Source organism: Bacteroides sp. 2201st1_D9_2201SCRN_220225 (assembly GCF_040928965.1).
GTDB classification, from domain to species: Bacteria; Bacteroidota; Bacteroidia; order Bacteroidales; family Bacteroidaceae; genus Bacteroides; species Bacteroides stercoris.
In genome coordinates, this window is sequence record NZ_JBCODG010000081.1 from 1 (window position 1) to 20,502 (window position 20,502).

At 45.2% G+C, this 20,502-nt stretch carries 11 protein-coding genes; 10 read left to right on the forward strand and 1 reads right to left on the reverse strand.

Translation table 11 applies throughout. From position 1 onward, the window contains the following. From AB5903_RS19145 to AB5903_RS19180, 8 genes are all read left to right on the forward strand, one after another. Positions 1-3,160 (forward strand): ATP-binding protein (locus AB5903_RS19145; RefSeq protein WP_368118114.1); only part of this gene is annotated, 3,160 nt, incomplete at its 5' end. 27 nt (positions 3,161-3,187) lie between these two features. After that, positions 3,188-4,321 carry an aldose epimerase family protein gene (locus AB5903_RS19150; RefSeq protein WP_259336424.1) on the forward strand — a complete coding sequence of 378 codons (1,134 nt, stop codon included), beginning with the start codon at positions 3,188-3,190 and terminating at the stop codon, positions 4,319-4,321. A gap of 23 nt (positions 4,322-4,344) precedes the next feature. Next, entirely contained in the window at positions 4,345-4,797 is a 453-nt protein-coding gene (locus AB5903_RS19155) for a cupin domain-containing protein (protein ID WP_022104911.1), read from the forward strand. Between the two features lie 248 nt (positions 4,798-5,045). Then, positions 5,046-8,243, forward strand: coding sequence for a TonB-dependent receptor (locus AB5903_RS19160; RefSeq protein ID WP_034535955.1), 3,198 nt, complete (start codon positions 5,046-5,048; stop codon positions 8,241-8,243). A 22-nt stretch (positions 8,244-8,265) separates the two neighbouring features. Further along, positions 8,266-9,933 (forward strand): RagB/SusD family nutrient uptake outer membrane protein, encoded by a 1,668-nt coding sequence (locus AB5903_RS19165; protein WP_016661829.1) that lies wholly within the window; start codon positions 8,266-8,268, stop codon positions 9,931-9,933. Positions 9,934-10,143: 210 nt separating this feature from the next. After that, complete coding sequence (locus AB5903_RS19170) at positions 10,144-11,436, forward strand: DUF4995 domain-containing protein (RefSeq protein WP_368118115.1); 1,293 nt, start codon at positions 10,144-10,146, stop codon at positions 11,434-11,436. A gap of 18 nt (positions 11,437-11,454) precedes the next feature. Continuing rightward, positions 11,455-13,455: a heparin-sulfate lyase HepC gene (gene hepC / locus AB5903_RS19175; protein WP_368118116.1), complete on the forward strand. Its 2,001-nt coding sequence runs from the start codon at positions 11,455-11,457 to the stop codon at positions 13,453-13,455. A gap of 154 nt (positions 13,456-13,609) precedes the next feature. Beyond that, on the forward strand, positions 13,610-14,245 hold the full coding sequence (locus tag AB5903_RS19180) for an AAA family ATPase (RefSeq protein WP_368118117.1): 636 nt from the start codon (positions 13,610-13,612) through the stop codon (positions 14,243-14,245). 115 nt (positions 14,246-14,360) lie between these two features. Here the strand turns inward: AB5903_RS19180 and AB5903_RS19185 are convergent, their stop codons facing one another. Further along, positions 14,361-16,022, reverse strand: coding sequence for a putative transporter (locus tag AB5903_RS19185; RefSeq protein ID WP_005657279.1), 1,662 nt, complete (start codon positions 16,020-16,022; stop codon positions 14,361-14,363). Positions 16,023-16,287: 265 nt separating this feature from the next. Between AB5903_RS19185 and mutA the strand changes: the two genes are divergently transcribed. Both mutA and scpA read left to right on the forward strand, forming a co-directional pair. Continuing rightward, a complete protein-coding gene (mutA, locus tag AB5903_RS19190) occupies positions 16,288-18,186 on the forward strand; it encodes a methylmalonyl-CoA mutase small subunit (RefSeq protein ID WP_005657276.1) in 1,899 nt (632 codons plus the stop codon). Between the two features lies 1 nt (position 18,187). Continuing rightward, entirely contained in the window at positions 18,188-20,335 is a 2,148-nt protein-coding gene (scpA, locus tag AB5903_RS19195; RefSeq protein ID WP_005657274.1) for a methylmalonyl-CoA mutase, read from the forward strand. Positions 20,336-20,502 lie beyond the last annotated feature (167 nt).

A 20,502-nucleotide genomic window follows, 5' to 3' on the forward strand; every position in this document is an offset into this window, starting at 1 on the left:
GAGTTCGATGGCTCAGGCAGGGACGTTGTCGCAGAACTCGGTGCGTTGCATCTTCAGAGACTCGCAGGGCGGAATGTGGCTGGGTACATACTGGGGAGGATTGAATTACTATCATCCTTTGTGCAACCGTTTCCAGCAGATTAAACATATTCCTTTCTCCAATTCGCTCAGTGATAATGTTGTCAGTTGCATTGTAGAGGATAAAAAGAACAATTTATGGATCGGAACAAGTGACGGTGGTCTGAACTTCTATGATAATACGGCGAAAACTTATAAGAATTATTTGTTTAATCCGGATATATCGGAAGGTGTTCCTTTTAAAGACGTTAAAACGGTATATGTAGATGAAGCATCGGATAAGATATATGTAGGCGCCCACGCTGGCGGTATGATGGTGTTGCATCGTAAAACCGGAAGAAAGGAGTTTTATAATCAGCAAAACGGGGGCTTGCCGAGCAATCATATTTATTCTATTATATCCGATGGGAAAGACGGTCTTTGGATAGCTTCTCTGGACTATTTGTTTCATTTTGATATTGCCGGAAAACGCTTTACCGTTATAAATGAAGATGTGGAAGGGCATCCGATTCAAAAAAAGAACCGTTTGCTATTTAGGGATTCCCGTAAGCGCATCTGGATAGGTGGGGAGAAGGGACTTTCCGTTTATAATCAGGCGGGGATGGCTTTGCAGGCCAATACGGATTTTCGTATAACTCCGGTATTGCAACAGTCTTTTGTGAATTGTATCTACGAGTCTTTATCCGGTTCTATATGGGTAGGTACCCGTGACGGGCTTTTTGCCTTGAAGGAAGCGGATAAGGAGTTGCAGCAATATACAACGGACGACGGTTTGCCAAGCAATGTTATCTATGGAATACTGGAAGACAGTTACGGGCGCTTGTGGGTCAGTACCAATCAGGGACTGAGTTGTTTTGACCCGGAGAACCGTAAAATGCGCAATTTTACAATAGTGGACGGGCTGCAGAGCAATCAGTTTAATGCCGGTTCTTATTGCCGCATCGGCAATGGCAATATGTTGTTCGGCGGCATTAACGGCATCACCATGTTCCGTCCCGAAACCCTGATAGACAACCCTTATACTCCGAAACCGGTAATCAATAAGCTTTTTGTTTTTAACAAGGAGGTGCTTCCGAATGATGAAACCGGAATACTGAAAGAGAATATAGAGAGTGTTAACCACATAACTCTGAAATCTTCCCAAAACTCGTTTTCCCTTTCCTTTGTCGTTTCCAACTACATAGCCGGCAAGCACAATACGTTTGCCTATAAGTTGAAGGGATATCATGATGAATGGTATAAACAGGGAGACATAAGTCCGGTGTCGTACTCCAACTTGCCGGCAGGAGATTATACCTTCCTTTTAAAGGCAGCCAATAATGACGGAAAGTGGAGCGGGGAGGTAGAGGCTCTTCACATCCGTGTCCTTCCGGTCTGGTATCGCACGTGGTGGGCCTTTTTGATTTTTGCGTTGTTTTTTATTTTGTTGGTTTTTGCTGTGTTCCGTTTCTTCTGGTTGCGTAAGAGTATGCAGACAGAAATCCGTATGGAGCGGCTTGACAGGGAAAAAAAGGAAGAAATCAGCCAGATGAAAATCCGTTTTTATGTGAATATCTCACATGAGTTACGTACTCCGTTGACTTTGATTATTTCTCCTTTGCAAGAGTTGCTCAGTAGTGTCACCGGGCATTGGGAGCGCGAAAAGCTGTTGTATATTCAGCGGAATGCAAGAAGACTGTTGCATTTGGTCAATCAACTGATGGACTACCGGCGTGCCGAATTGGGTATTTTTGAGTTGAGGCCGAGTTATGCCAATGCATATAAAAGGGTATTGAACAGCTTTTTAAATTACGAGAGTCTGGCAAAGAAAAAGGACATAGACTATAATTTCTATTCGGAATTGCAGGATGAGGATGTGTTGTTTGACGGTACTTATTTGGATTTGATTATCAACAATCTCTTATCCAATGCTTTTAAGTATACGGAAGAAGGGGAGAGGATTTATGTAAAACTCTACAGAGAAGATAAAAATGTTGTTTTGCAGGTAGCAGATACGGGAGTGGGCATACCAAAGGATAAGCAGCGGAAGATTTTCGAACGTTTTTATCAGGTAGAGAACGTACACGAAGGAAGCGGCATTGGATTATCGCTGGTTCAGCGTCTGGTTGAATTGCATCACGGGCAGATAACATTGGTGAGCGAGGTTGGAAAAGGCTCTACGTTTTCCATTTATATTCCTCAGGACAAGTCGGTGTATACTGCGGAGGAACTTGCGGAGAGCAAGGGAGAGATGGAGGAACAGCGTGTCTATTCGACAAATGCGCATGAGGTTTATACCGATGATGTAGAAACGGAAGTGGCAGAAGCCGGTGAAAAAGAGGCGGGAAGCAGGCATGGAACAATTCTTATAGTGGAAGACAATGAGGAGCTGCGGCGGTATTTGTTCAACGGTCTGTCCGCTCAGTTTAATCTGATAGAGGCGGAGAACGGGCAAAAGGCGTTGGAGGTGCTTAAAGAAAATGACGTAGACCTGATTCTTTCGGATGTTATGATGCCGGTTATGGATGGAGTCAAACTTTGTAAATCGGTGAAACAGAATTTGAGAACCTGTCATATACCGGTGTATCTGTTGTCTGCCAAGGTCGATATAAAGTATCAGTTGCAGGGGTTGCAGGTAGGTGCGGACGATTACATACCCAAACCGTTCTCGATGGATGTATTGATAGCAAAGATTTTGAATATGCTGCGTACCCGCTATCGTATTTTTGAGCATTATTCCAATGCGGCAGAGATAGAACCGGAGAAGATAGCAAACAATGCCATGGATGAGGAACTGTTGAGGAAAGCGATTGCTGTCGTGGAGAAAAACATGAGCAATGTGGAGTTCTCAACGGAGCAGTTTGCCAGCGAGATGAATATGAGCCGTTCCAATCTCCATTTGAAGTTGAAGGCTATAACAGGAAAATCGGCTATTGATTTTATTCATAAAATACGTTTTAACCGTGCTTGTCAGTTATTGAAGGAAGGTAAGTATACGGTTTCTGAAATCAGTTTTATGGTGGGATATAATACTCCTTCTTATTTTTCCGCCCGTTTCAAGAAGTATATCGGTTGTCTTCCTACGGAGTATGGAAAACAGTGACGTATGTATCATTTATGGAATATTATTATGAAGATGTATTTTTTTTCTCCCTTTCTTCTGATACTTGTTCATTCATTGCTTGTGTCATGCAGCCGTACGGGCACACCCGGCTTTACGATAGCGAGGGAAGACAGTTTGCGGTATGAAGGCAAGACTGTTGAACTTTTCAGAATGACTAACAGGAATGGAATGACGGTTAAGGTTACCAATTATGGGGCTTCTTTAACATTTGTTTCCGCTCCTGATAAAGAGGGCGTTTTTGCTCCGGTAGTCTTAGGACTTGACAGCTTGCGATATTATCTGGGCAGACAACCCAAGCTTGGCGCTACGGTAGGGCGTTATGCAAATAGAATAAGGAATGCGGAACTTGTTTTGAATGACCGGGTCTACTATCTGGATAAAAACAATAAAGGGCATTCCATTCATGGTGGCGTCAAGGGATTTCATACCCGGGTTTTTAATACGGATACGTCCTATGTGGTGAAGGATACGGCAGTGATTCGCTTTAGTTATCTGAGTCCTGATGCGGAAGGGGGATTTCCGGGAAATCTGAATATATCGTTGGCTTATAAATTGACGCATGACAATGAAGTGATTCTGGATTACAGGGCATCGACCGACAAGCCGACTGTGGTTAATCTGACAAATCACAGTTATTTCAATTTAACGGGGTGTAAGGAGTCTGTACTGAACCATTATTGTATGATTGACGGGGATTCGATTACACCGGTTGATGCCGCAGGTATTCCTACCGGAGAACTTATGGCGGTGGCGGGTACGGAATACGACTTCAGAACCTTGCAGGCGCTTGGCGGGCGCATTGGAGAACTTAAAAAAGGATATGATACCAATTATAAACTCAATAAGCAGTCGGGAACTTTGGCGCTTGCAGCTAAAATTGTAGAGCCGGAATCCGGTCGGATACTGAAGGCGTATACCACCGAACCGGGTATGCAGTTCTATACTCCGGCAGCTAATCTGGACTATCTGAAAGGGCATGGCAAGCAGTCATATGGGCGGTATTACGGCTTTTGTCTCGAAATGCAACATTTTCCGGATTCGCCTCATAATCCGCATTTTCCGACTACCGTGTTGCTGCCGGGAGAGACTTACCGGCAAACTACGGTCTACAGATTTGAAACATTATCCGAAACAGAATAAATTATTTAATTAAAACATTGGTTATGAAAACGAAAAGCTGGAAAAAGTACATGTGTTTAATGGGTATTTCACTTATGATGATGCCGGCTGTCTGCGCAATGCAAACGGCTGAAGGCGGAAATGCGGACAATCCCGTTAAAAAAACGCGTAGCACTACTTTTATTAGTGGAGAAAAGGCGTGGGAACCCGCAGGAGAAGGCGTGACCCGGCAGATTATGGGGTATGACGGACAGGTAATGCTGGTAAAAGTGAAATTTGAAAAAGGAGCGATAGGTACTCCTCATACTCACTACCATACCCAAACCACTTATGTGGCAAGTGGAAAGTTTGAGTTTACGGTGGGGAATGAGAAGAAAACGGTAAAGGCAGGTGACGGTATTTACATCGAACCTGATATTTTGCACGGATGTGTCTGTCTGGAACCGGGGGTACTTATAGACTGCTTTGCTCCAATGAGAAGTGATTTCTTGAAATGAGTGTTGTATTGATGGGTATTTGACTTTATTAACAGATTTGCAAATCTCTATCCCAAAAGGATAACCCCCTTTGTACATAGCTGTAGGGCTATATATTGTACAAAATTACTCTGTATTATACAAAATTGATATTTGGAAAGTGTAAAAGTGTAACGAATGAAAACAATACTTTTACACTTTTTTTAGCATTTGCAGTAAGTTTGCCCTCGAAAAATTATTTCTAAAGTAGAACCTTAGATTTATTTATTATGTACAAATTAAAAGAACTGTTTTTAATGTTTATCCTCGCCTTTGTGAGCATATCCGCATATGCGCAAAGTCTGACCGTTACCGGTAAGGTCATTGATAGTGAGGGCTATGAAGTAATCGGTGGTAGTGTTACCATTAAAGGCGCCGCCGGCGTTGGAACCGTTACGGATGTAAACGGTAACTACTCCTTAAAAGTAAATGACGCATCCAAAGATGTACTCGTCTTTTCGTACGTGGGTATGACTTCCCAAGAAGTAAAGGTCAATGGTAAGAATGTAATCAATGTAACGTTGAAGGCTGATGCCGTGTTACTGGATGAAGTAGTAGCAATCGGTTATGCCACGGTTAAGCGTAAGGACTTGACTGGGTCTGTGGCATCGGTGAACAGTAAGGAACTTTCCAAAGTGCCGACAAGTGATATTACCCAGGCATTGGCAGGACGTATGGCCGGTGTACAGGTAATGCAGAGTGAAGGTGCGCCGGGAGCTTCTATTTCGATTCGTGTCCGTGGAGGTATTTCTATTACACAGAGCAATGAGCCTCTTTATATTATCGATGGTTTTCCCAGCGAAGATGGTATGTCTACGCTCGACCCTGCTGAAATTGAGACTATCGATATTTTGAAGGATGCGTCTGCTACGGCTATTTATGGAGCTCGTGGTGCTAACGGCGTTGTAGTTATTACTACAAAAAGTGGTGGTAAAGAAGGCAAGGCTACGGTAACTTTTGACAGCTATGTCGGTTTCAAAAAAATAGCCAAGAAATTGGATGTCCTTTCTACGGCAGAGTTTGCAATGTTGGATTATGAACGCCGTGTGTACGATGCTACTACTCAAGAAGATTGGGATAAGGATATTACGGCTTTTGAAACATTGTACGGAAAATATAGTGATATCGGAACTAACTATTCCAATCGTAAAGGGATAGATTGGCAGGATGAAACGTTGGGGCGTACTGCGTTGACTCAAAACTACCGTGTAGGAGTTTCCGGTGGAACAGATAAGCTGAATTACAACTTGGCATATTCTTACTATGATGAAGAGGGTGCTATGGTGTATAGCGGTAATAAAAAACATAACATATCATTCAATATGAATCATAAATTGAATGACCGTTTAAGTGTTAATGCCCGTGTCAGCTATGATCAAATGAAAGTTTATGGTATGGGTACTTCTGAAGGTGGTGACCGTTTTAACAAGATGCAGCATATTTTGCAGTATCGTCCTATGATAGGAATTGGAGGTACAGATGATTTGCTGTTAGGAGATGAAGACCCGATTTTTGTGGACGATACCGGTAATGTAATGCAGAATCCCCTGCTTTCTGCTGCTGAAGAAACCAATGATCGTGAGTATCGTACTTTTCAAGCCAATGGTGGCTTTACTTTAAAGCTTTTTAAAGGATTTTCGTTCCGTAATACAACAGGTATGCGCTACCAGACACGTCGTAATGATATTTTTTACGGTGATAAGTCTATAACGGCAAAGCGTTCCAGTATTAATGGAAGCATTCAAAATCTGGAGAACAGCAGTTTCCAAACATCAAATGTCTTGAATTATACTTGGTCGGGTAAAGGACACGATGTAACAGCCATGGTTGGTCAGGAATACGTAAACCGTTGGAGTCGTAATTTCAAAGCGGCAGCCGCCAATTTCCCGAACGATGATATTGGTTTAGGCGACCTTTCACTGGGATTGCCGACAGCTGTTTCATCTGCTGAAAATTATGATGACAAGCTCCTTTCTTTCTTTACACGTGTTAACTATGGCTTTAAGGATAAATATTTGTTTACCGCTTCTTTCCGTGCAGACGGTTCTTCTAAATTTGGTAAGAATAATAAGTGGGGATATTTCCCGGCTTTTTCTGCAGCCTGGCGTTTGGGAGAAGAAGAATTTATTAAGAATTTGAATGTTTTTTCGGATTTGAAAGTTCGTTTAGGTTATGGTATGGCTGGTAATAATCGTATAGACAGTTATCTGAGTCTGGCAGTATTGAATTCCGTCACTTATCCTAATGGTGATTCTACTCAATCAGGCTATGTACCCAAGCAGATTCCTAATCCGGACCTTAAATGGGAAGCTAACAAGACATTCAATTTCGGTCTTGATTTTGGTTTCTTCAATCAGCGTTTGACTATTTCTCCCGAATTTTATATCAATCGCAGCAGTAATCTGTTGCTGAGTGCAAAATTGCCAACATCGGCAGGTTATGACAGTATGGTCATCAATGCCGGTGAAACAGAAAATAAAGGTATTGATTTGACTATCAACTCAACTAATATTATGACCAAGAACTTTACTTGGAATACTTCTGTAACCTTATCGCACAATAAAAATTCTGTAAAACAGTTGACGGGAGAAGAAGTGCAACTTTGGGAAGCTAATTTCGGATATAGCCAAAACACACATATTATCGGTATAAACCAACCGTTGGGGCAGATGTACGGTTATATTACAGAAGGCTTGTATCAGGTGTCTGATTTTGATTATGATGCAACCACCCAAACTTACACATTGAAAGATGGCATTCCTTATGCAGGCGATAAAGCCAATGTGAAACCCGGTATGTGGAAATTTAAGAATGTAGACGGTAGCGAAGACAATAAAATAACAGAGGAAGACAAGACTGTTATTGGTAATGCGTATCCTAAATTTTATGGCGGTATCAATAATACATTCACTTATAAAGACTTTGATTTGAGCATTTTCTTGACTTATAGCTTTGGCAATGATGTACTTAATGCAACCAAGTTGACTAACACAAAGACGGCTTTGCAGAATAAGAACGTTTTGGCTGCGGCCGATTCTCATAATCGCTGGGTTTTAGTAAATAAGTCAGGTGAATTAATTACCGACCCTCAGGAAATGGCCGAGATTAATAGAGGTAAGACCGTTGCCGCTATCTATGATAATGAAGTAGGTGATACTTATATTCATTCTTGGGCGGTAGAAGACGGTTCCTTCCTGAAACTTAGTAATATCACTTTAGGATATACTTTCCCGAAGAAAATAATCGAAAAGATAGGTATCAGTAAGTTACGTCTTTATGCAACAGGTTCTAATTTATTAACTTGGACTAAATATTCAGGTTTCGATCCGGAAGTATCCACAATGGGTAACGGTTTGACACCAGGCGTTGACTTCGGTGCTTATCCTAAAAGCCGTTCATTTGTTTTCGGTATTAATTTAGCTTTCTAATGAACCTCAAAAAGAAAATACAATGAAAAAATATAAAACAATTGCGCTTGGCGCACTGATTGCAACTGGATTTGCCTCTTGTGAACTGACAGAAAAACCAACTTCTTATTATGAGAAGGATACCTATTTTCAAACAGCCGACCAGGCAAAGATGTCAGTCGTGGGGATTTATGACTGTTTGGCTACAAACAACCATTACGGACAGTTTGAAATGGCTATGCCGGCGTCGGATGACACTTATTATATACAAGGTACTGGTACAGACAATACACGTCGTGATATAGCACATTATATGGTGAAACCGACGAATACTTGGATTGCTGATTTATGGAAGTACAAATATATGGGAATAGACCGGGCTAATTTTGCCATTGAAGGCATTGAAAATATGGCTGGGTATGAAGAAGATACTTCTTTGAAAGAGCTGGTGGCCCAGGCTAAATTTTTACGTGCATTTTTGGCTTTCGATTTAGTGAAATATTGGGGAGATGTTCCATTTAAGACCGACTACACCGCTGGATATGAAAGTGCCTTTAATGGTCGTATAAGCCGTGAGGAGATATATGATTATATTATTGAAGATTTGGACTTTGCGAAAGAAAATCTTCAGAAAGGGAGTGCTTCGCTTTCACCGGAGATACCTTCGCAGGGAGCTGCTCATGCAATGCTGATGCGTGTTTACTTGCAACGGGCAGGTTATAGTTTGCAGCAAGACGGTAGTTTGAACCGACCGGCCGACGACAAGAGAAAGGCCTATTTTGATGCTGTAATTGCCGAATGGACTGCTTTCCAGAATAAAGGTTATCATAACTTTCACCCGGGCGGTTATTTAAAGTTGTTCCAGGGTTATTCCGGAGGGGTTTTGAATTCGATGGAAAATCTGTGGGAGATAGCTTTTAATCCGACAGGAAGTGGTTATAAGGATAACTCCGGTACTTGGGCTACGTATAATGGTCCTGCGGTAGAAGCGCCGGGCAAGGGTGCTCCTGCTGAATCAATGGGACGTGCCAACGCGTTCTTCCGTGTGTTACCTGTCTGGAAAGATTTCTTTGAGGCAAATGATGAGCGTAGAGATGTAATGGTATGTACTTACCAATATAAATGGGATGCCGATAAGAAAGCACATAAGTTGGTTGAAAATAAGAAACTGACGGATTGGTATCCGGGCAAATGGCGTAGGGAGTGGATGCCGAAAGGCTTTGTAGATCCTAATAATACAGGGGTCAATTATTGTCCGTTGCGTTATGCTGATGTAGTATTGATGGCAGCCGAGGCTTATAATGAGATTGGCAATACTCCGGAAGCCTGGAGGTTATTGAATGAAGTAAGACATCGTGCCGGAGCTACTGAAACTAATTCATTGCAGGCATACAAGGCTGCACAGCCTAATCTCTATGAACTTCCCTATTTTAACAGTGGTGATGAGGCAGACAATTTCCGTACTGCTCTTTATTGGGAACGCGGTTTTGAACTGGCTTTTGAAGGTCAGCGTAAATATGACTTATTACGTTGGGGTATTTTGGGTGATGCTTTAAAATTATTCCAAAGCAAAATGGATAAATCGCTAAAAGGCAAATATGTTGCAGGCGACAAATTTATAAAAGGCAAACATGAACTGTTTCCTATACCTTTGGGCGAGTTGCAGGCCAATCCCGCTTTAAAAAATCAGAATAATCCGGGTTATGAATAAATAGGTATTATTGCTATAAACGGCAGGATGCAATGTCCTGTTTGAAATGTTGAAAGATGTTTCGGAGCTGGTTGAAAATAGTAAGCCTGTTTTTTATCAGCTCTGTTAAACATCTTTTCTATTTCAAAGCTATATGATGTTGTGTTGCTGGTTGTGCCATGTAGTGAAATTTTATGAGATGATTGTGGAAAATAGAAACCTTTATAAAAGATGAAGAAAATATCATTATCTTGTTTTGTTGCTGTTGTCGCATTATGCGTATTTTCCGGCTGCTCTCCCAAACAACCGGAAAAAGATTATACCTGGCTGAAACAGGGAATAGAAACGGCTGCGTTACAATTGAAATTTACCGTGGCTGAAATCGGAGATTCAATCCGGTTGCCCCGTTCCATCTGGACGGGCTATGACACGGACTTTTTATGTCGTCAGCTGGATAAGAAACAGTTGACAGGCAAAGACTCTGCCCGGCTGAAACCCATACATGATAATTTGGGCTCCCGCCGTTATTGCTTTTCCATTTACGATTGGACAAGCGGTTTTTTCCCCGGCAATCTTTGGCTCGCTTATCAACTTACCGGCGATGAAAGCTTGAGGGAAAGCGCTGTGAAGTTCACTAATTATCTTTATCCGCTGCGTGAGTATAAAGGTACGCATGATATAGGTTTTATGATGAATTGCAGCTACGGTAACGCCAATCGTTTATCTCCTGCCGACAGCGTCCGCAGTGCATTGATACAAACAGCGGATAACCTGTGCGGCCGTTTCAATCCGGAGATAGGCTGTATCCGTTCCTGGAACTTCGGGAAGTGGAATTTCCCCGTTATCATAGACAATATGATGAACCTGGACCTGCTGTTTTATGCCACTCGCCTGACCGGTGATGATAAATATAAGGAGCTTGCCTTGACACACGCAAGGACTACGATGAAAAATCATTTTAGAGATGATTATTCATCCTACCATGTAGTCAGTTACAATAACGATGGGACGGTGGAAAAAAAGTGCACGCATCAGGGAAAGAGTGACACATCGTCGTGGGCGCGCGGACAAGCATGGGGATTATATGGCTACACATCCTGTTATCGCGAGTCTAAGGATGTGCAATTTTTGCGGCAGGCCGAGAATATAGCCTCGTTAATCATGCGGCGCGTAAAGACGGAAGATGCAGTTCCCTTGTGGGATTATGATGCGCCCGACACGCCTCAGACGCCTCGTGACGCATCTGCTGCCGCTATTACCGCTTCCGCCCTGATAGAACTGAGCACGCTTGTTGAAGACGGACAAGCATATATGGAGTATGCCGGGAAGTTGCTCAAAAGCCTTTCGTCAGACGGGTATTTGGCAAAACCGGGAACCAACCAGGGCTTTGTACTGATGCATTCAACGGGCTCATTGCCGAACGGTTCCGAAATAGATACGCCGCTTAACTATGCCGATTATTATTATCTGGAGGCATTGCTCCGTTATATGCAGGTAAAAGAGATTGATTATAAGCATATTTAAATTCATTATTACCATATCATGAAGACAATAAGATACATTTTTAGCATTTTCTTGCTTATGCTTGCTGTTGTTGCAGACGCACAGCAACTAAGGCAGGAGGCTTTTGAACTGATAAATTTGGATTATCCTGGTTTGGAGAAAGTAAAAGCGGCATGCTCCCGGCAGAAGTGGGAGGTGGCGGCACAGGAACTGTTGAATTATTACCGTAGCCGTACCGGTATTACACATCCGGATATAGACTTGAAAAACCTCACCATATCCAGGGAAGAACAGAAATGGGCGGATGATGCTTTGGAGCATACTTTCTTTGTACATAAAGGCTATCAGCCTTCCTACAACTACGGCAAAGATATCAACTGGGAGTACTGGCCGGTAAAAGACAATGAGTTGCGTTGGCAGCTTCATCGTCATAAGTGGTTTACGCCTATGGGTAAGGCATACCGTATCTCCGGAGATGAGAAATACGCAAAGGAGTGGGTACATCAGTATATGGATTGGGTTCAGAAAAACCCGCTGGTGAACATGAAGCAGGAAGAGTTCGAGCTTGTCAGTGCCGGTGAGGTAAAGGAAGATGCCGACAATGTATATTTTGCATGGCGGCAACTGGAAGTCAGCAACCGTTTGCAGGACCAGACCTGCCAGTTTCTTTTGTTTTGCTCCGCATCGGCGTTTACTCCGGAGTTCCTGACCGAGTTTATCGTCAATTATCACCGCCATGGCGCACATCTCCTAAAAAATTATTCTGCAGAAGGTAACCACCTGCTGTTTGAAGCCCAACGTATGGTTTATGCCGGTGTTTTCTTTCCGGAACTGAAAGATGCCGCCATTTGGAGAGAAAGTGGAATCAATATCCTGAATCGTGAAATCAAGAAGCAGGTATACAATGACGGCGGACAGTACGAGCTGGATCCCCATTATCACCTTGCGGCAATCAACATATTCTGCAAGGCCTTGCGCATGGCGGATTGTAACGGTTTCCGCAATGAGTTTCCGTCGGAATACCTGGATACGGTCAAGAATATGATTGCTTTCTATGCCAACATTTGTTTTCCCGACTACACCAACCCTTGTTTCAGTGATGCCAAGTTGGGCGATTATCAGGCAGAACTTGCCAACTACCGCGATTGGCTTGCATTGTTCCCCGACTGCGATTGGATACGTTATTATGCGACAGAAGGGCGTGAAGGCGCTCCTTTCCCTTATCTTTCCCACGGGGCATTGACATCCGGTTTCTTTACTTTCAGAAACGGTTGGAAGAAGGATGCAACGGTCATGGTAGTTAAAGCCGGACCTAAAGGAGAGTGGCATTGTCAGCCGGATAACGGTACTTTCGAACTCTGGTTCAACGGCAGGAATCTGTTTCCCGATACCGGTGCATACGTCTATGCCGGAAGTGCCGAAGTGATGAAACTGCGCAACTGGTTCCGCCAGACACGTGTACATAACACCCTGACCTTGGACGGACGCAACCTTGAAACCACGCAGTCCGTAACCGGATTGTGGCAGCCGGAAGGTAAGGAGCAGATACTGGTAACGGAAAATCCCGGTTATAAAGGGTTGAAACATCGTCGTACCGTCTTTTTTGTGGACCAGGCCTATTTTGTAATAGTGGACGAAGCCACAGGCAATGCCAGAGGAACCGTGAATTTGAATTATCATTTCCGTGAAGGTGAGGTAAACGTTGATGCGGAGAAGAATATGGTGACTACGGCTTATGAGGGTTCGAGTAATGTGAAGTTGCAATGTTTTCCGGAAAAAAGCGCGTCTTTAAGAGCGGAAGAGGGCTGGCGTTCCACTGCCTATCGTCAGCGCGTAGCCCGTACTTCGGTAGCTTTCGATACAAATAAGGATGATGCGGAGGCTGTGCGTTACATAACGGTTATCTATCCGGTGAAGGATGTTGCCGCTTACCCGGTATTTGAAGCAAAATTCCTGAACAAAGGTTATGATGAGAAAGGGGTTGAGGTCGAAGTTTCCGTCAACGGTACGGTACGTCGGTTGGCATCGCGGCTGAACTGAATCATGAATGCGGCAGACTGTTTTAAGGCAGACAGTTGCTTTGTGAACAGTAACCGTCCTGATACACAGGAAATGGATTTGTTTTCATTATTTTGATATTTAATGGAAGAATACCTATATTTGCTATCTGCAAAACAGATAGATTAAATAAAGTATGGACAATAAATTTATAGTAAATATAGGCCGCCAGTTAGGCAGTGGCGGACGGGAAATCGGAGAGAAGCTGGCTGCCCGGCTGGGTATTGACTTCTACGACAAGGAATTGATTAACCTTGCTTCCGAAGAAAGCGGATTATGCCGTGAATTCTTTGAAAAAGCCGATGAAAAGGCTTCGCAGGGAATTATAGGCGGTCTGTTCGGAATGCGTTTCCCGTTTATCAGTGACGGGGCTATGCCGGCTGCCAACTGTTTGAGCAACGATGCGTTGTTTAAGGTGCAAAGCGATGTGATACGGAAACTGGCTTCCGAGAAATCCTGTCTGTTCGTAGGGCGTTGCGCCGACTACATTTTGCGGGATAACCCGTGTTGCGTCAACATCTTCATCTCTGCTTCGCGCGAGGATCGTATAGCCCGTTTATGCCGTCTGCACTCTATTTCGGAAAGTGCGGCGGAAGAGAAGATGAACAAAGCGGACAAGCGGCGTGCCGAATATTACAACTATTACAGCTATAAGACATGGGGAGCGGCTGCTACCTATCATCTTTGCGTCGATTCGTCCGTATTGGGCATTGACGAAACGGTCGGCTATATAGAAGAGTTCGTAAGGAAGAAACTGAAACTGTACGAATAAACGCTATGACCATTGCAAATGAAATCGGGAAGAATTTTACTGCCATCCTAACGGAGATTATAGTAAAATTCTTCCCGATTTTATTGATAAGAGCCTGAAGCTCCTTGAACTGATTTTACATCATTGCCAGCAATATCATCTGTCCGGCGAGGATGCGCAGGAACATCGTCAGCGGATAAACCGTAGAGTAACCTACCGACGGAGCGTCATTGCCCGATGCCTGGTTGGAATATGCCAATGCGGGTGGGTCGGTGTTACTGCCGGCAATCAGTCCCATCAGCGTGAAATAATTGACCTTGCAATAGAACCGGGCAATCATACCGATTATCAGCAACGGGATGGTGGTAATCAGGAAACCGTAGCCTACATACGCCAGACCGCTTCCTTCCACGACCGTCTGTACAAAATGCTCACCGGCCTCTATGCCTACGCTGGCAAGGAAAAGTACGATACCTATTTCGCGCAGCATCAGGTTGGCGCTCATGGTGGTATACGTTACAAGATGCATCTTATGTCCGAAACGTCCGATAAGGATGGCTACCACCAGCGGACCGCCCGCCAGACCTAATTTCACCGGTGTCGGCATGCCCGGAAATGCGATGGGAAGGCTGCCCAACAGAATACCGAGGAAGATACCGACGAAGATGGTAACGATGTTCGGCGTATCCAGACGCTTCAACTGGTTGCCCAGTACACCGGCCACACGTTCCACCGCGTCCTGCTGGCCTACAACCATTACACGGTCACCTACCTGGAGCACCAGGTTGGGATCGGCAAACAGGTCCATACCCGAACGGTTGATACGTGTCACGTTAACTCCGTACATACTGCGGAAGTGCATGCTTCCAAGTTTTTTTCCGTTGATTTCCGATTTGGTCACCAGAATACGGCGTGAGACCATCGGAGTGTCCTGCTTCTCCCAGTCCACTTGAATCTCCCTTCCGATAAAGGCGGTAACCGCTTCGGCGTCTTCCTCGGAACATACGATGAACAACTGGTCGCCGATGTGGAATTCCGTATCCTGGTTTGGAATGCTGACGTGACCTTCGTGACGGATGCGCGAGCATACGAAAGAACGTCCCAGGAAATCTTTCACCTGAATCAGCTTTTTGCCGTCGATAGCCTCATTGCGTACTTCCAGATGCAGCATATGCGGCATGTGTTTCATGTCCGTTTCTTGCGTGTTAAGCTCCTCTTCTTCTTTTTTCAGGTTGATGCGGCAGATATAACGTACGGCGATAATAGAGCCGATGATGCCGACCACACCGAGCGGGTAGGCGCAGGCATATCCCAATGCGATGGGGTCTCCCGTATAATTCAGCTGGTTCAACGCTTCCTGAGCCGCACCCAGACCGGGAGTGTTGGTTACGGCACCGTACAGGATACCTACTATCATCGGCAGGTCTATATTTCCATCGATGAAATAAATGCCCAGTGCAACCACTATGTTCAGTGCCACAATGCCCACGGCAAGCATGTTCAGCGTCATACCCCCTTTCTTGAAAGAGGAGAAGAACGACGGCCCTACCTGCAGACCGATGCAGAATACAAATAAAATCAAACCAAATTCGCGGATGAAATGTAAGATGTGTATTTCACCTGTAAATCCGAAATGTCCCATCAGAATACCGGTAAAGAGGACAAACGTCACTCCCAGCGATACTCCGAAAACTTTAATCTTGCCCAGCAGCACCCCCACGGATATAACGAATGCGTACAGGCAAACGATATGTGCGACGGATGTCGGGTCCCAAAGAAGACTTTCTAACCAATTCATAGTACCTTATTTATTGCTTTTTAAAATTTTGCGCAAAATTACTTAATAAAGGGGAGCTGGCAAAGGGTTTTCTTTTCTTTTTGTAATACCAGCTTTGCAAAAGCAAGGTATCTATGGAGGGATGCCGGGAATAAGGATGGACATAGTGTTATCCGTAAGTGCAATTTTCCCTAAAAAGCCTTTTTGTTTGAAGTATTTCCTTATATTTGCAAGTCTCTTGATGACAAAATGAATACTATTCATCTATTTTAATTTTAAATAAACTATGGCAGACAGTAAAGAAAAACTCTTCTCGGACTTTTCTCCGGTTTCTACGGAACAGTGGATGGAGAAAGTAACCGCAGACTTAAAGGGTGCGGACTTTGAGAAAAAGCTCGTTTGGAGGACGAATGAGGGATTCAAGGTAAAACCTTTCTATCGTATGGAAGACCTTGAAGGTTTAAAGACCACGGATGCTCTTCCCGGTGAGTTCCCTTATCTTAGAGGTACAAAGAAAAACAATAATGAGTGGTTCGTCCGTCAGGAAATAAAGGTGGAATCTCCCGAAGCAGCCAATGCCAAGGCGTTGGACATTTTGAACAAGGGTGTCGATTCACTCTCTTTCCACGTGAAAGCCAAAGAACTGAGTGCGGAGTATATCGAAACTTTGCTGAAAGACATCTGTGCGGAGTGCATAGAGTTGAATTTCTCCACCTGTCAGGGACACGTGGTGGAATTGGCACAACTTCTGGTCGGTTATTTCCAGAAGAAAGATTATGACCTCACGAAGTTGCAAGGCTCCATTAACTACGATTATTTCAACAAGATGCTTGCCAAAGGCAAGGAAAAGGGCGATATGGTGGCTACTGCCAAGGCTCTGATTGAAGCTACCGCCATGCTTCCGAAATACCGCGTCCTGAATGTGAATGCGCTGACGTTGAACAATGCCGGTGCATATATCTATCAGGAATTGGGCTATGCGCTGGCTTGGGGTAATGAATACATGAACCAGCTGACCGATGCCGGACTGCCGGCAGCTTTGGTAGCCAAGAAGATTAAGTTCAACTTCGGTATCAGTTCCAATTATTTCCTTGAAATAGCAAAATTCCGCGCTGCCCGTATGTTGTGGGCCAATATCGTGGCTTCCTATAACCCGGAATGCCTGCGCGACTGCGAAAACAAGGGCGAACATAACGAATGCCGCTGTGCTGCCAAGATGAGAATACATGCGGAAACGTCCACTTTCAACCTCACTTTGTTCGATGCGCACGTAAACCTGTTGCGTACGCAGACCGAGGCTATGAGTGCCGCTCTTGCAGGCGTTGACTCCATGACGGTCGTTCCGTTCGACAAGACGTATGCCGTTCCCGATGAATTCTCCGAACGTCTGGCACGCAACCAGCAGCTGCTCCTGAAAGAGGAATCGCATTTCGACAAGGTTATCGACCCGGCTGCCGGTTCTTACTACATCGAGAACCTGACCGTGGCTATTGCCAAGCAGGCTTGGGAGCTGTTCCTTGCAGTGGAAGAAGACGGCGGTTTCTACGCATCCGTAAAATCCGGCAAGATACAGGCTGCCGTGAACGAGAGCAATACGGCCCGCCATGCAGCCGTTGCCAAGCGTAAGGAAGTGCTGTTGGGTACTAACCAGTTCCCGAACTTCAACGAGAAGGCGGGCGACAAGAAACCGTTGGAAGCTTCTTGCTGCTGCGGCGGACACAGCACTTGCGAAAAGGATGTTCCGTCACTGAACTTCGACCGTGCAGCCAGCGAATTTGAAGCGTTGCGTCTGGAAACGGAAGCGTCCGGCAAGCGTCCCAAAGCATTTATGCTGACTATCGGCAACCTGGCTATGCGTCAGGCACGTGCCCAATACTCTTGTAACTTCCTGGCCTGTGCCGGATATGAAGTTGTTGACAACCTCGGTTTCCCGACCGTAGAGGAAGGTGTGGAAGCTGCAATGGCGGCTAAAGCCGATATTGTGGTTCTCTGTTCGAGCGATGATGAATATGCGGAATATGCAATTCCCGCTTTCAAGGCCTTGAACGGCCGCGCCATGTTCATCGTAGCCGGCGCTCCCGCTTGCATGGACGAGCTGAAAGCGGCAGGTATCGAGAACTTTATCCATGTTCGTGTCAACGTTCTGGAAACATTAAAGGAATTCAACGCTAAACTTTTGAAGTAAGATGAGAAAAGATTTTAAAAACTTAGATATATATGCCGCTTTCCAGCCCGCCAATGGTGCTGAGTGGCAAAAGGCTAACGGCATCAAAGCCGACTGGAAGACTCCGGAACACATTGAAGTGAAGCCTGTTTACACCAAAGAAGACCTCGAAGGTATGGAACACCTCGACTATGCGGCAGGTATCCCGCCTTATCTGCGCGGTCCGTACTCTGTAATGTACACCTTGCGTCCGTGGACTATCCGCCAGTATGCAGGGTTCTCTACTGCCGAGGAGTCCAATGCTTTCTATCGCCGTAACCTGGCTTCCGGACAGAAAGGTCTGTCCGTGGCATTCGACCTGGCTACCCACCGCGGTTACGACCCCGACCACGAACGTGTGGTAGGCGACGTCGGTAAGGCAGGTGTGTCCATCTGTTCACTGGAAAACATGAAGGTGCTCTTCGACGGCATTCCCTTGAACAAGATGTCCGTGTCCATGACCATGAACGGTGCGGTGCTTCCTATCATGGCATTCTACATCAATGCCGGTCTGGAGCAAGGCGCCAAGTTGGAAGAAATGGCGGGTACTATCCAGAACGATATCCTGAAGGAATTCATGGTGCGTAACACCTATATCTATCCGCCTGCATTCTCCATGAAGATTATCTCCGATATCTTTGAATACACATCTCAGAAGATGCCTAAGTTCAACTCTATCTCTATCTCCGGTTACCATATGCAGGAAGCCGGCGCTACGGCGGACATCGAGTTGGCTTATACCCTGGCCGACGGTCTGGAATATCTTCGTGCAGGTGTTGCCGCAGGTATCGACATCGACGCATTCGCACCGCGTCTGTCATTCTTCTGGGCTATCGGCACCAACCACTTCATGGAGATAGCCAAGATGCGTGCCGCACGTATGTTGTGGGCGAAGATTGTGAAACAGTTCAACCCGAAAAACCCGAAATCACTCGCATTGCGTACGCACTCCCAGACTTCCGGCTGGTCGCTGACCGAGCAGGATCCGTTCAACAACGTGGGCCGTACCTGTATCGAGGCTATGGCTGCCGCTTTGGGACATACCCAGTCCTTGCATACCAACGCTTTGGACGAGGCTATCGCATTGCCTACCGATTTCTCTGCACGTATTGCACGTAATACGCAGATTTATATTCAGGAAGAAACTTACATCTGCAAGAATGTCGACCCGTGGGGCGGTTCTTACTATGTAGAGTCTCTGACCAATGAGCTTGCACACAAGGCTTGGGAGCTGATTCAGGAAATCGAGAAGCTGGGCGGTATGGCGAAGGCCATCGAAACCGGTATCCCCAAGATGCGTATCGAAGAGGCTGCCGCACGCACGCAGGCACGTATCGACAGCGGTTCGCAGACTATTGTGGGTGTAAACAAATATCGTTTGGAGAAAGAAGCTCCTATTGATATTCTTGAGATTGACAATACGGCTGTCCGCCAGGAACAGATCCAGAACCTGAAGATATTGAAGGAAGGCCGTGATGAGGCTGCCGTGCAGAAAGCACTCGATGCCATCACCAAATGTGTGGAGACGAAGGAAGGCAACCTGCTGGAACTGGCAGTGGAAGCAGCACGTGTCCGTGCCACATTGGGCGAGATTTCGTATGCTTGCGAAAAAGTTGTAGGACGTTATAAAGCAGTAATCAGAACTATTTCAGGCGTGTATTCATCAGAAAGTAAGAACGACAGCGACTTCCACAGAGCTTGTGAGTTGGCTGAGAAATTTGCGAAGAAAGAGGGACGTCAGCCCCGTATCATGGTAGCTAAAATGGGTCAGGACGGTCACGACCGCGGCGCCAAAGTGGTGGCAACGGGTTATGCCGACTGCGGTTTCGACGTAGATATGGGACCGCTGTTCCAGACTCCTGCCGAAGCTGCCCGCGAAGCGGTGGAAAACGATGTTCACGTAGTGGGTGTTTCTTCATTGGCTGCCGGACACAAGACATTGGTTCCGCAGATTATTGAAGAACTCAAGAAGTTGGGCCGTGAGGATATTGTAGTGATTGCAGGCGGTGTGATTCCCGCACAGGACTATGATTTCCTTTATAAGGCCGGCGTAGCTGCCATCTTCGGTCCGGGTACTCCGGTGGCAAAGGCTGCTTGCCAGATTCTTGAAATCCTGTTGGATGAGGAATAATCCGCAACGATAAATGTTAAAAAAAGGACGGAATGCGTTTGCATATCCGTCCTTTTTTCTTAATCTGTGTTATAAAACATACTTTTTTTCTTGGATAATTTGCAGATTTAGCAAATGTCCGTATCTTTGCAATGTGTTTTTCATAGTATTAGATTTAAGGTTAACAA

Excerpts from the sequence above, each read along its gene's own strand:
- AB5903_RS19150 (WP_259336424.1), top strand. The coding sequence starts at position 3,188 with ATGAAGATGTATTTTTTTTCTCCCTTTCTTCTGATACTTGTTCATTCA.
- scpA (WP_005657274.1), top strand. The coding sequence starts at position 18,188 with ATGAGAAAAGATTTTAAAAACTTAGATATATATGCCGCTTTCCAGCCC.
- mutA (WP_005657276.1), top strand. The coding sequence starts at position 16,288 with ATGGCAGACAGTAAAGAAAAACTCTTCTCGGACTTTTCTCCGGTTTCT.
- hepC (WP_368118116.1), top strand. The coding sequence starts at position 11,455 with ATGAAGACAATAAGATACATTTTTAGCATTTTCTTGCTTATGCTTGCT.
- AB5903_RS19185 (WP_005657279.1), bottom strand. The coding sequence starts at position 16,022 with ATGAATTGGTTAGAAAGTCTTCTTTGGGACCCGACATCCGTCGCACAT.
- AB5903_RS19180 (WP_368118117.1), top strand. The coding sequence starts at position 13,610 with ATGGACAATAAATTTATAGTAAATATAGGCCGCCAGTTAGGCAGTGGC.
- AB5903_RS19170 (WP_368118115.1), top strand. The coding sequence starts at position 10,144 with ATGAAGAAAATATCATTATCTTGTTTTGTTGCTGTTGTCGCATTATGC.
- AB5903_RS19160 (WP_034535955.1), top strand. The coding sequence starts at position 5,046 with ATGTACAAATTAAAAGAACTGTTTTTAATGTTTATCCTCGCCTTTGTG.
- AB5903_RS19165 (WP_016661829.1), top strand. The coding sequence starts at position 8,266 with ATGAAAAAATATAAAACAATTGCGCTTGGCGCACTGATTGCAACTGGA.
- AB5903_RS19155 (WP_022104911.1), top strand. The coding sequence starts at position 4,345 with ATGAAAACGAAAAGCTGGAAAAAGTACATGTGTTTAATGGGTATTTCA.